Genomic DNA, 11660 nt, shown 5'->3' on the forward strand with positions numbered 1-11660 from the left:
GCCCGGCCGGAGCCGGGGTGGCCGCGCCGGGCCGGGGAGGCGGTCGCGGTCGCCCGGCTGTGTCTGGCCCGGCCGGTCCTGGTGTGCCTGCGCGGGGCGGGGAGGCGGTCGCGGCCGACCGGCTGTGCCCGACCCGGCCGACCCGGGTGCCCGCGCCCTCCCTCACACCTTGCGGTAGTCGTACGCCTCGACCGCCGCCGCCTCCACGGCGTCCAGGTCCGCGCCCGCGGACGCGCTGACGACGGCGGCCACCGCTCCCTCCACGAACGGAGCGTCCAACAGCCTTGTCCCGTCCGGGAGTTCGTCGCCCTCCGCGAGCATCGCCTTCACCGTGAGGACGGCGCTGCCCAGGTCGACCAGTACCGCGACGCCCGCCCCCTGGTCCACGGACTCCGCGGCCCGCGCGATCAGCTCGGCGCTGGTGCCGAGGCCGCCGTCGGGCAGCCCGCCCGCGGCTGCCACGGGCGCGGTGACGCCGCCTCCCGCCAGCCCCCGGGCCAGCTCGGCGACGGACGCCGCGACCGCGGCGCTGTGCGAGACCAGCACCACTCCGACCGGTGCCCCGGGCCCGCTCACGCGGCGGCCTCCACGAGTGTGGCGATCAGCAGCGCGGACGAGGCTGCCCCCGGATCCAGGTGCCCGATGGACCGCTCGCCCAGATAACTGGCCCGCCCCTTGCGAGCCTGTAGGGGTACGGTCGCGAGCGCACCCGCGTCGGCCGCGGCGGCTCCCGCCTCGAAGGACTCGCCGAGCGCCGCGACCGCGGGCAGCAGGGCGTCCAGCATCGTCTTGTCTCCGGCCGCCGCCCCGCCCAGCTGCGAGACCGCGGCGACGCCGGATCCGAGGGCCTCGGCCAGCTGCTCCAGGTTCACCTCGGCGGCGTCCCCGAGCGCCTTGCCGGTGCGCCGCAGCAGCGTCCCGTACAAGGGACCCGACGCACCCCCGACGGTGGAGACCAACTGCCGCCCGGCCAGCGTCAGTACGGCACCCGGGGTGCCAGGGGCCTCTTTCTCCAGGACCGCAATCACGGCGTGGAAGCCGCGCTGGAGATTGGCGCCGTGGTCGGCGTCCCCGATCGCCGAATCGAGATCGGTCAGCCGGGCCGCCTCCCGGTCCACGGCGGCGGCGGTCGCGGACATCCAGCGGCGGAAGAACGCGGCGTCGAGCACAAGCCCTCCTTCAGGCATCGGTTCAGCGACCCCAGCGCAGTGCGGACGTCTCTACCGGGGCGTCCCACAGCCGCAGCAGCTCCTCGTCGACCTGGCAGAGCGTCACCGAGCAGCCCGCCATGTCGAGCGAGGTCACATAGTTACCCACGAGCGTACGGGCCACTGCCACGCCCCGCTCGGCGAGCACCCGGTGTACCTCCGCGGCGAATCCGTACAGTTCGAGCAGGGGAGTGGCGCCCATCCCGTTGACGAGCAACAGGACGGGACTTGACGGCCGCAGATCCTCCACGACGGCCTCCACGGCGAAGTCCGCGATCTCCCTCGACGTCATCATCGGCCGCCGCTCGCGCCCCGGCTCGCCGTGAATGCCCACCCCCAACTCCAGCTCGCCGGGCGGCAGATCGAAGGTCGGGCTGCCCTTGGCGGGGGTGGTGCAGGCGCCGAGCGCCACCCCGAAGCTCCGGGCGCTCCCGTTCACCTGCCGGGCGATGGCCTCGACACGCTCCAGCGGCGCGCCCTCCTCGGCGGCCGCCCCCGCGATCTTCTCCACGAACAGGGTGGCGCCGGTGCCGCGCCGACCCGCGGTGTAGAGGCTGTCGGTCACCGCCACGTCGTCGTCGACCAGCACCTTGGCGATCCGCACGCCCTCCTCCTCGGCGAGCTCGGCCGCCATGTCGAAGTTGAGCACGTCGCCGGTGTAGTTCTTGACGACGAACAGGACTCCCGCGCCGCTGTCCACGGCCGCCGCCGCCCGCACCACCTGATCGGGCACCGGCGAGGTGAACACCTCGCCGGGACAGGCGGCGGAGAGCATTCCCGGTCCCACGAACCCCGCGTGCAACGGCTCGTGCCCGGACCCGCCGCCCGAGACCAGGCCGACCTTTCCGGCCACGGGCGCGTCACGGCGTACGACCACCCGGTTCTCGACATCGACTGTGAGGTCGGGATGCGCGAGCGCCATCCCGCGCAGCGCGTCCGCGACGACGGTCTCGGGCACATTGATCAGCATTTTCACGCGTACCTCCAAGGGGGCCGGCCTGGTCGGCCGACCTCTCGCCGGGTTCCTGATGGATGCGTCAGACATAGGGGGCGGGCACATGTGCGGGACGGCCCCAGTATCACGTCAAGGTGAGGTTCCGGCACATGTTGTGGCCGGCGGTATGCCGGGCGCGACCTCAAGAACCCGTCGCGATTCGGTCATGTACAGCTCATGAAAGGGCAAGGATTCCGCACGTCGCCGTCTGTTCATTTCCCGGGTCTACTCGCATAGACCGTCGTGGTGGTGTCATGCCGTCAGAAGCCCGGCGCACCGGTGCCGGGCTCCGACCGATGGAGCACCCCCACATGCGCCCCATATCCCAATTCGCCGCCGGCGCCTGCGCGCTGACCCTCGCCGCCGCGGGTCTCGTGCTCGGCACCGCCACCGCCCATGCCGCCCCGGCGAGCACCAGCGCCTCCTGCTCGCAGGCGTATCTGCCGCTGCCCGACTCGGTCTGCACGCCGGGCGCCTGGAACCCCGATGTCACCCAGGGCACGATCAAGTCCACGATCTGCGTATCCGGCTGGACCTCCACGGTGCGCCCTCCGACGTCGTACACCAATCCGCTGAAGGTCCAGCAGATCGCCGCGTACGGCTACAGCGACACCAGCACCTCGGACTACGAGGAGGACCACCTGATCCCCCTCGAACTAGGGGGCGACCCGCGCGACCCGCACAACCTGTGGCCCGAGCCGCGCTACGGCAATGAGCCCGCGCAGAGCAAGGACACGGTGGAGAACCGGCTGAAGACCGCGGTCTGCAACGGGCAGGTCCCCCTCAACGACGCGCGCGACGCGATCGCCACCGACTGGACCACGGCGCTGGCGAACCTCGGTCTCTGAGAAGCCGGATCCCCTACCGGCCGGAGTGCATCGCGTTCTCGACCACATCCGGACGGTTGGTGATGATCCCGTCCACACCCAGTTCGATCAGTCGGGTCGCCGCGGGCGCGCTGTCGACGGTCCAGGTGTTCAGGCGCAGCCTCAGCCGGTGCGGTCCCCTGAGGGCGTGCACGGCCTTGGCGTACGCCGAAGTCACCCCGTGCTGCTCGGCGTTGATCTCGTCGGAGAAGACGGCGTACTGCTTGAGCTGGGTGACGGGCGGGTTGCCGAGGAAGCCGGTGCGGACCGCCGGGCGGAGCCGGTGAGTGGTGCGCAGGGCCGGCGCGCTGAAACTCTGGACGACCAGGCGCCGGGCCAGATGCGGCCGGTCGAGCCAGCCGGCCCGGCCCAGCGTGTCCAGGGCCTGGCGTTCGATGCCCGGGTAGAGCTCGGGCTGCTTCAGTTCGAGGAGCAGGCCCTGGCCGGTGTGGTCGAGCAGACCCAGGTACTCCTGGAGGGTCGGGATGCGTTCGCCCCGGAACCGCGGGGCGAACCACCCGCCCGCGTCCAGCTGCTTGATCTCGGCCAGGGTGAACGAACTCACCGACCACGGCGCCCGCTTGGGGTAGCGCTTCTTGACGTCGGTGGTGCGGGCCAGGGTGGTGTCGTGGATGACGACGAGGGCGCCGTCGCGGGTGCGCTGGACGTCGTTCTCCACCCATGAGATGTGGAGGTCGGCTGCTCGCTGGACGGAACTCAGCGTGTTCTCCGGCGCGTACGCGGAGGCTCCGCGGTGCGCGAAGACGGTGACGCCCCCGCCCGGGTCGGCAGAGGCGGCCTGAGCGGGCAGGGCGAGGGCGAAGACCCCGCAGAGCGTGGTGATGGCGGTGGTCACGGCGGTGCGGGGGCGCATGCGCATTCCTCACGACGGCACGGATCGCTAATCCGCCGAGGGTGCCAGCCCGCCGCCGCGTATCGCGCCGTCGCCATGGGGTGGCAGACAAGAACATGACCCCGTTCCCCGGTGCGGGTGGCCGCCGTTCGGCCAGGAGGCCCAAGAGCGAGCGCATGAGCGGAACCGCCCCGGGCTCGGCGCCGTCAAGTGGCCAGGGATCGCCGGAGTGCCGGAGTCCCGGGGTTGGGCCACGGAGTCCCGGAACGCCGGAGCCTCGAAGTCCCGGGACGTCGGGGTCCAATTCGCGAAGAACTCCTGCCTCGAAATCGTCCGCCCCGAGGTGAAGATCAGCGGGAGGAGCGACGCTTCAACAGGAGGATCTTCAGCGTCTCGCCGCCGTTCTGGACTACGCGCGAGGATCGAAGCGGCGGCGACGGTTGTCACGCCGGCGGTGTAAACGGCGCCCGTGGCTCCGGCGAGCACGGCGTCGTCGTGGATCAGGGACAGTACGGACATGACTGGAGTACCTCCTGGAATGATCCGGGTTCGTCAACTCCCCCCGGGCAAGCCCCATTTGGCCCCGCCATCAGTCACGGTAGGTTCGAGGCCGAACAAGCCCGAAGGACTTAGAACACAACGCTGTGGGTGAGGATCGGTGGCCGAAGCGGCTGGGGAGCGATTACCTCGGGACGAGGCGCTGAGAGAACTGAGCCTTGCGCTGCGGACTGAGATGGCAGGGCGGGGCTGGAGACAGGCGGACCTGGTCAGGGAGTCCAACCTGGCGGTCGGTACGCTCTCCGGCATCCTCAACGGCCGCTCCGCGGGGGTCAGTTCGAGCTTCACCGCGATTTTGGACGCGCTCTTCCCGGACACAACGAAGGTTGCGGTGGTCGGCAGGTTGCAGGGCGTTCAGGAGACAGAAGTACGCGAACGGCAGTCTGCAGCCCGTCAGAGGCTCAGTGATTTGTGGAGCGATGCCACCCGGCGCATCCCGGCCGACAAGGGGAGCTATCCGTCCGCGCGGGGTGACAGCGTGCCGCCGCGGGTGGACCGGATCACCCGGCGCGCTCTGCTGGGCATCCACGAGGCGATCCCGCTGCCCGCCGGCGCCTCCGCGGACCTCGCGGCCGACCTGCCCCTGTACGTCGCCCGGGACGCCGACCCGCAGCTGCGCGGGGTCCTCACCGGTTTCAAGACCACCGGGGGGTTCGTTCTGCTGGTGGGGGACGCTGCGACGGGCAAGACCCGGACCATGCACGAGGCCCTGCTCGCCGTCGTTCCGGACTGGAAGTTCGTGGTGCCCGACGATGGCGCGGCCGTGGAAGCCCTGGCCGCCGGCCACCATGCCACCGGCGACCCCGTCGGCCAAGGGGGCGCTGGGAGTGTGCTGTGGCTCGACGAGTTGCAGGACTTCCTGGCCGGCCCGGCTCCGCTGGCCGCCGCGACGGTACGGAGCCTGCTCACCGAAGCCGTACCGCCCGTGATCATCGTCGGCACCATGTGGCCGGAAGCCTACGAGCGGCTGCGCGCGGACAGCCCGGAGCCGGGCCGCGGTGGAGGGGACGACCGGGCCGGGGGCCTCCTGAAGGACATCCGCGCGTCATCCCGCAACGCGCGCGAGGTGCTTGCCATGGCCCAGAGGATCGGCCTCGCGGCGTTCCGGCCGGCCGAGTGGGAACGGGCCGCGGCCGCGGCGGTCACCGACCCGCGCATAGCCCACGCGCTGCGAGGCAAAGGCGACTTCAGCCTTCCCCAGGCCTTGGCCGGCGCTCCGGAACTGCTCCACCGCTGGACCACCGCCGACCAGCCGTACGGCAAGGCACTGCTCACGGCGGCCGTCAGCGCCCGCCGCGCCGGGCACCCGCTCACCGTGCCCGCCGGTTTCCTGCGGGCGGTGGCGCCCTCGTTCCTCACCGGAAGGCAGCGGGCCGGAGCCGGTGCCACCTGGTTCGAGGACGCGCTCGCCTGGGCCTGTGAGCCCGTCTTCCCGCACACCGAGATCGCGCTGCTGAGCCCGTACTCGCAGACCATGGGCGTTACGGACGGCTACCGGGTCGCGGACGTCCTCGCCGGTGACCTCGACATCAACTGGCTCACCATTCCACCGGACGTCTGGCCGGCGATGGTGGCCGCGGCCGCCCCGGAAGCCCGCCGGCACATCGGCCTGAACGCCGAGCTCGCGGGCTACCCGGACGTGGCACGCCACGCCTGGCAGGACGCGGCGGACCAGGGGGACCTCGCCAGCATGTCCCGACTGGGTGTCCTCGCCTTCGGCGAAGGCAAGTTGGAGGAAGCGCGCAACCTGCTGACCCCGGTCGCCGAGTACGGCGATCCGACCGCGATGTACCACCTCGCCGGCGTGCTGCGCGGCCAGGGAGACCTCGACCGCGCGCGCCATTGGTATCGGTGTGCCGCCGACGCCGGACACGTCTTTTCCATGATCACCCTGGGGGAGTTGCTGTACGCGTTGGGCGAGCGGGAGAAGGGCCTCGCCTGGGTCCGCCGTGCGGTGGAGTTCGGCGGTCAGCCGGCCATGACCTCGTATGCCGGCCTTCTGCACGCTGAGGGTCAGGTCGCCGCCGCCCGCCACTGGCTCGTGCAAGCGGCAGAACGGTGCTACGCCCCCGCCCGTCAGATGCTTGCCGCCCAGCTCCGTCAGGAAGGCGACACGGCCGGCGCCTCGCGGTGGCTGACCCTGGTGGCTGAGGACACCGCGACCTCGAAGGTCGACCGTGCGGCCGCGCTGCACACGCTCGGCGAAATGTGCCGCCAGCAGGGCGACCTCGACGGCGCGCGGAAATGGTGGGAGCGGGCGGCGGCTCTTCCGCCGTACCGCAGAGGTGCCGTCAACCCGGCCGGCGTCGCGGCGATGTACGCCCTCGGCGCCTTGGCACAGCAACAGGACTCCGACACCGAGCGTCGGTGGTTCTCCCGGGCGGCCGAAGCGGGCAGCAGCGACGCCATGTGCGCGCTCGGTCTGATGGCGGACGCGGAGGGCGACCCGGCGGAGGCCGTCGGCTTCTGGCGGCGGGCCGCCGAAACCGGACACGTCGACTCGATGATTCTGCTGGGCCGCCAGTACCTGCGACAAGGTGACGAGCCGGCCTGCGCCCAGTGGTTCACCAAAGCCGCCGAGAAAGGCAGCGGAGCCGCTGAGGCGGCCCTCGGCGTGTTGCTCTCCAAAACGGATCCGGCTGCCGCTCGTCACTGGTTCACCCGCGCCGCCGAGCGCGGAATTCCCCAGGCCATCCACTGCCTGGTCAACGCCTTGGAGCAGACCGGCAACGCGGCGGACGTCGAGGAGGCCCGGCGCTGGCGGGCACGACTCCCTTCCGAGGACGTCTCCTGCGAGGACGTCTCCTGCGAGGGCGGCGGACCGCAGCCGACGTAGCGCAGAGCCTTTGCCCGTCAGGCAAAGGAGGGTGCGCCTCGGGTTTCGGCCGGGGTCACTCCTTGCCTTCGTAGCGGCGCTCGAAGCGGGCGATGCGGCCCTCGGGGTCGACCGTCCGGGCCTTGCCGGTGTAAAAGGGGTGGCTCTCCGCGGAGATCTCCACGTCGATGACCGGGTAGGTCTGGCCGTCGTCCCAGTCGATCGTCTCCTCGCTTGTCGCCGTCGACCGGGTCAGGAAGGCGAACCCGGCCGCGCGGTCTCGGAAGACGACCGGCTGGTACGCGGGCTGCTTGTCACGCTGCATGGGGGCTCCGGGGGTTCGGCGGGATCGTGGTCCGGGCGCCGGCCGCCCGGCCGTAGGGGGCCGTGGAGGTCGTGGGCGCCGTCGAAGTTGAAGTTGAAGTCATCGGGGTCGGTTCACGTCAACATGTCGTCCTCGTCGACGATGTGCATCGCCGCTTCCTCGGCGGAGGCGGCGGCCCCGTCCACGCCCACGTCGGTGGCGATCATCCTGGTCTCCTCGTCCGGGTGGGCGCCCTGGTCGGGGGCGACGAGCCGCCCCGCGCGGACGCCGCCGACCTCGTTGTCGCGCGGCTCGCCGTCGGTGTCCCAGGTGTCGCCCATGCCGTCGCCCTCGGGCGCGCACACCTCCGGAAGCTCAAGCGTCAGACGCCTGTCCAGGCTCTCGCCGCGCAGCCGCTCGGCGGCGGTGACGTCGGAGCGCTCCACCGCCCAGGGCCGTTCCGGTGGTGAATAGCCTTCGTCCAGCGGGTCGGGGACCCCGTCGTCCAGGGTGTCCTCGGCGCCGAGCAGGCCCTCGTCGTCCTGCACCTCGGAGCCGTCGGGCTGGTAGACCTCGTCTCCCCACGCCTCTGTGTCGACCACGGCTACCTCCTGCGTTGCGAGCATCGGCTGGCACGCCGCGGGGCCGGACCCGGCAGCCGCCCCCAGTGTCGGCCCGCCCGGCCCCCTGTCACCACCGTACGCGCGCCACCCGGGTGAGCGGCAGATGCGGATTCCCTTGCGGAATCAGACACTTTGAACGCGTTCAAGTCTGTGCGCTAAGGTCGGTTCAACATCGAGGGGGCGCAATGAAGGTCGTGATTCCCGGCGGAACCGGGCAGGTCGGCGCGATCCTGGACCAGGCGCTGACCGCCGCCGGCCACGACGTCGTCATCCTGACGCGACGGCCACGGCGTGAGCGCGAAGTGGGCTGGGACGGCCGGACGCTCGGAGCGTGGGCGCGGACCCTCGACGGCAGCGACGTCGTGATCAACCTGGCGGGCCGCAGCGTGAACTGCCGGTACACCGAGGCGAACCTGCGGGCCATGATGGATTCGCGGGTCCGCTCCGCCGAGGTCGTGGGCGAGGCGATCGCGGCCGCCGCACGGCCGCCGAAAGCCTGGCTCCAGATGAGCACCGCGACCGTGTACGCCCACCGCTTCGACGCCGCCAACGACGAGGCAACCGGGCTCGTCGGTGGCGGTGAGGCGGCCGTCCCGGCGTACTGGGCGTACAGCGTCGAGATCGCCAAGCGCTGGGAGGCGGCCCAGGAGCAGGCCCCGACGCCGGACACCCGCAAGGTGGCGCTGCGCTCCGCGATGGTGATGAGCCCGGACCGCGAGGGCGTCTTCGACGTGCTGCTCAAGCTGGCCCGGCTCGGGCTCGGCGGCCCGGTCGCGGGCGGGGCGCAGTACGTGTCCTGGATTCATGACCGCGACTTCGTCCGCGCGGTCGAGTTCCTCGTCGGGCGCGACGACTTCACCGGCCCGGTGAACCTGGCCGCGCCCGCTCCGCTGCCGCAGCGAGCGTTCATGCGGGCCCTGCGCGGCGCCTGGGGAGTACCCCTGGGGCTGCCCGCGACGAGGTGGATGGCGGAGCTCGGCGCGTTCGCGCTGCGCTCGGACACCGAACTCCTCCTCAAGAGCCGCCGGGTGGTGCCCGGCCGTCTGCTGGACGCGGGCTTCGCCTTCGAGTACGCACAGTGGCCGGCGGCGGCCGACGACCTGGTGCGGCGGGTACGCACCGAACGCCGGGGCCGCTAACCGCTGCCCGGCCCTGCGACGGCCGCCGCTGCGCCAAATGGCTTGTCCTATTGGGCAGTTGGGGCTGGCGCCGGGCTCAGCGGGTGCCGATGTCGTGCAGAAACCCGATCAGCGTCAGCAACCACATCACCACCGCGATCCACAGCAGGACCTGGCCGAGCGTGTGCAGCCAGTCGATCTCCGTGGCGGCGGCGGTCGAGAGCGCGGCGACCGCCGTCATGCCCACCGGGAAGACGGTGGACCAGCGCCGGATGTCGTATCCCGGGCGGGGCCAGCGCGTTTCGGCGGCCAGCAGCACCGCGCACCAGGCGAGACTGAGCCCGAGCAGGACCAGCGTGGTCGTCCCCAGGGCCGTGTGCGCGGCGCCGGTCCACACGGGGGACAGGGCCAGTCTGGAGGCGGCGAGCGCCGAAATGGCCAGCGCGCCGCCGCCGATCCACTGGTCGCCCGCGCCGGCCCGCAGCTGTCGGAAGTCGAAGTGGCCCAGTGCCTGTACGTAGAGGATGAGGCCGACCACCAGGGCCACCAGGGCGGCGCGGGCGAGCCAGCCGCCCTCGGTCCACCATGGCGCGGCCTGACGGGTCATGGCCCCATCGCAACGCGCCCCCACCGGTGCCGCCACCGACGAGGTGGTTTGCCCGGCGTGATACTTGTATAGTACAACTGATATCAGTTGTAAAAGCCAACCATAAGGTCCATTCATCAACCGCATGTGGTGGTGGACCCCACCGCGAAGGGTCCTGTCATGTCCGGAGGCCACAAGGCTGGACGGGTCGGTGCGCCGGGCGATGTGCGCACGGCGCCGTCGAATCCCGCGCTGCGGCACGTTCTCACCCACCTGATCACCCCGCTGCTGATGTGCCTCGGCATGGGGCTCGCCTATCTGGGCGCGTTCGTCACCCCCGAGCCGCACCATCTGCCGATCGCGGTGGTGGGCACGGGCCCGCAGGCCAAGGTGTTCGCGCAGACCGTCAAGGACAAGGCGGGCGACGCGCTCGATGTGCGCACCCTGCCCGACCGCGCCACCGCCGTCGACCAGCTGAAGTCGCGCGACATCACCGGCGCCTACGTGCTGGACGCGAAGCCGGAACTGATCGTCGCCTCGGCGGGATCGGACATGAGCGCCACCGCCGTCGAGAAGGTCTTCACCCCGGTGGCCACCGCCCAGGGCACCCCGCTGAAGATCACCGATGTCGTGCCGCCGGTCTCCGGGGACCCGACGGGCTCGGGCATCTTCTTCCTGCTCATCGCCGTGAGCATCGGCTCGTACGCCTCCGTCGCCGTGCTCGGAGCGGCCGGCGCCGGACTGTCGCTACGCATCCGGGCGGCTCTGGTCACCGGGGTCTCCTTCGCGGTCTCCCTGATCGGGGCGGCCTTCGCGGGGCCCCTCTTCCACCTGGTCGACCACGGGCTGTGGGGCGTGTGGGCGATGACCTGGCTGTACTCGGCGGGCATCCTCTTCCTCGGCGTGGGTCTGCACACCTTCCTCAAGCGCTGGACCACGCTCGGCGTGATGGTGCTCTTCGTGATGCTCAACTTCACGAGCTCCGGCGGTCTGTTCCGCCCCGAACTGCAAAACGGCTTCTTCGGTAGCCTGCACGCCTTCTGGAACGGTGCCGGCCTGCTCGAAGGCATCCGCAACCTCGTCTACTTCGGCGATCACGGCCTCGCCCGCAACGTCTGGGTGCTGGCCGCCTGGCTGGTCCTCGGCCTCGCCGTGACGGCGGTGGCGGCCGCCGTGGAACGCGGCCGGGCTCCCTCCTCCACCCCACTGGCCGCGCCCGCCGAAGCCACCGAAGAGGAGGAAGTGGAGGAGGCCGTCGGCGTGTGACCCGCACGCCACACCCGGCTCTCGCGTGAGCGCCGGGACCGCGACACTGTGGGGGTATCGACACCCAGGAGGAACCGATGCCGGGAAAGCGCGCCTTTCGGGTCCGCCGCGTCTACGACCCGCCCGAGAAGGCCGACGGCGTACGCGTCCTGGTCGACCGGCTGTGGCCCCGGGGCCTGTCCAAGGAAGACGCCGCGGTGGACGAATGGCCCAAGGAGCTCACCCCCTCGACGGAACTGCGCAAGTGGTACCACGCGGACACCACGCGGTTCACCGCCTTCCAGGAGCGGTACGAGGCCGAGCTGGAGGGGGCCGAGCAGAGCGGGGCCGTCGACCGGCTCCTCGAACTCGCCCGGGACAGGACCATCACCCTCCTCACCGCGGTGAAGGACATCGACCACAGCCATGTGCCGACGCTCCTCGCCGTCCTTGAACGAGCGCGCCCCGGCCGCTGACCAGCGCACGTCCG

General features: G+C 71.5%; 12 protein-coding genes. 5 read left to right on the plus strand and 7 right to left on the minus strand.

What is annotated here, in order from left to right; genetic code table 11:
* Positions 1–162 precede the first annotated feature (162 nt).
* From OG522_RS32565 to dhaK, 3 genes are read right to left on the minus strand one after another with little or no spacing between them, the layout of a single operon-like run.
* A complete protein-coding gene (locus OG522_RS32565; RefSeq protein WP_329466625.1) occupies positions 163–576 on the minus strand; it encodes a PTS-dependent dihydroxyacetone kinase phosphotransferase subunit DhaM in 414 nt (137 codons plus the stop codon).
* Positions 573–1169: a dihydroxyacetone kinase subunit DhaL gene (gene dhaL, locus OG522_RS32570; RefSeq protein WP_329466626.1), complete on the minus strand. Its 597-nt coding sequence runs from the start codon at positions 1167–1169 to the stop codon at positions 573–575. The genes OG522_RS32565 and dhaL overlap by 4 nt, the downstream gene beginning before the upstream one ends.
* Positions 1170–1191: 22 nt before the next feature.
* A complete protein-coding gene (gene dhaK, locus OG522_RS32575) occupies positions 1192–2178 on the minus strand; it encodes a dihydroxyacetone kinase subunit DhaK (protein ID WP_329467826.1) in 987 nt (328 codons plus the stop codon).
* A gap of 335 nt (positions 2179–2513) precedes the next feature.
* On the opposite strand from dhaK, the gene OG522_RS32580 reads away from it, so the two are divergent.
* The gene (locus OG522_RS32580; RefSeq protein ID WP_329466627.1) at positions 2514–3050 is read left to right on the plus strand and encodes a hypothetical protein; all 537 of its coding nucleotides are present in this window, start codon (positions 2514–2516) and stop codon (positions 3048–3050) included.
* Positions 3051–3063: 13 nt separating this feature from the next.
* On the opposite strand, the gene OG522_RS32585 is transcribed toward OG522_RS32580, so the two are convergent.
* Positions 3064–3948 (minus strand): glycerophosphodiester phosphodiesterase, encoded by an 885-nt coding sequence (locus tag OG522_RS32585; protein ID WP_443074771.1) that lies wholly within the window; start codon positions 3946–3948, stop codon positions 3064–3066.
* Between the two features lie 631 nt (positions 3949–4579).
* Here OG522_RS32585 and OG522_RS32590 point away from each other — a divergent pair.
* The gene (locus OG522_RS32590) at positions 4580–7315 is read left to right on the plus strand and encodes a tetratricopeptide repeat protein (protein ID WP_329466629.1); all 2736 of its coding nucleotides are present in this window, start codon (positions 4580–4582) and stop codon (positions 7313–7315) included.
* 55 nt (positions 7316–7370) lie between these two features.
* Here the strand turns inward: OG522_RS32590 and OG522_RS32595 are convergent, their stop codons facing one another.
* Both OG522_RS32595 and OG522_RS32600 read right to left on the minus strand, forming a co-directional pair.
* Positions 7371–7619, minus strand: a complete 249-nt coding sequence (locus OG522_RS32595; protein ID WP_329466630.1) for a type B 50S ribosomal protein L31 — start codon at positions 7617–7619, stop codon at positions 7371–7373.
* Positions 7620–7732: 113 nt separating this feature from the next.
* Positions 7733–8224 carry a DUF5709 domain-containing protein gene (locus OG522_RS32600; RefSeq protein ID WP_382806626.1) on the minus strand — a complete coding sequence of 164 codons (492 nt, stop codon included), beginning with the start codon at positions 8222–8224 and terminating at the stop codon, positions 7733–7735.
* A 182-nt stretch (positions 8225–8406) separates the two neighbouring features.
* On the opposite strand from OG522_RS32600, the gene OG522_RS32605 reads away from it, so the two are divergent.
* Positions 8407–9360, plus strand: a complete 954-nt coding sequence (locus OG522_RS32605; protein ID WP_329466632.1) for a TIGR01777 family oxidoreductase — start codon at positions 8407–8409, stop codon at positions 9358–9360.
* A 76-nt stretch (positions 9361–9436) separates the two neighbouring features.
* Here the strand turns inward: OG522_RS32605 and OG522_RS32610 are convergent, their stop codons facing one another.
* Entirely contained in the window at positions 9437–10072 is a 636-nt protein-coding gene (locus OG522_RS32610) for a hypothetical protein (protein WP_443074772.1), read from the minus strand.
* Positions 10073–10105: 33 nt separating this feature from the next.
* On the opposite strand from OG522_RS32610, the gene OG522_RS32615 reads away from it, so the two are divergent.
* Both OG522_RS32615 and OG522_RS32620 read left to right on the plus strand, forming a co-directional pair.
* A complete protein-coding gene (locus tag OG522_RS32615) occupies positions 10106–11191 on the plus strand; it encodes a hypothetical protein (protein WP_443074773.1) in 1086 nt (361 codons plus the stop codon).
* 77 nt (positions 11192–11268) lie between these two features.
* On the plus strand, positions 11269–11646 hold the full coding sequence (locus tag OG522_RS32620) for a DUF488 domain-containing protein (protein ID WP_329466635.1): 378 nt from the start codon (positions 11269–11271) through the stop codon (positions 11644–11646).
* Positions 11647–11660 lie beyond the last annotated feature (14 nt).

This window comes from Streptomyces sp. NBC_01431 (assembly GCF_036231355.1).
Lineage (GTDB): Bacteria > Actinomycetota > Actinomycetes > Streptomycetales > Streptomycetaceae > Streptomyces.

Bases quoted from the DNA above. Each gene is read 5' to 3' on its own strand.
- OG522_RS32600 (WP_382806626.1), bottom strand. From the start codon at position 8,224: ATGCTCGCAACGCAGGAGGTAGCCGTGGTCGACACAGAGGCGTGGGGA.
- OG522_RS32595 (WP_329466630.1), bottom strand. From the start codon at position 7,619: ATGCAGCGTGACAAGCAGCCCGCGTACCAGCCGGTCGTCTTCCGAGAC.
- OG522_RS32605 (WP_329466632.1), top strand. From the start codon at position 8,407: ATGAAGGTCGTGATTCCCGGCGGAACCGGGCAGGTCGGCGCGATCCTG.
- OG522_RS32620 (WP_329466635.1), top strand. From the start codon at position 11,269: ATGCCGGGAAAGCGCGCCTTTCGGGTCCGCCGCGTCTACGACCCGCCC.
- dhaK (WP_329467826.1), bottom strand. From the start codon at position 2,178: ATGCTGATCAATGTGCCCGAGACCGTCGTCGCGGACGCGCTGCGCGGG.
- OG522_RS32580 (WP_329466627.1), top strand. From the start codon at position 2,514: ATGCGCCCCATATCCCAATTCGCCGCCGGCGCCTGCGCGCTGACCCTC.
- OG522_RS32585 (WP_443074771.1), bottom strand. From the start codon at position 3,948: ATGCGCATGCGCCCCCGCACCGCCGTGACCACCGCCATCACCACGCTC.
- OG522_RS32610 (WP_443074772.1), bottom strand. From the start codon at position 10,072: ATGCGGTTGATGAATGGACCTTATGGTTGGCTTTTACAACTGATATCA.
- OG522_RS32615 (WP_443074773.1), top strand. From the start codon at position 10,106: ATGTCCGGAGGCCACAAGGCTGGACGGGTCGGTGCGCCGGGCGATGTG.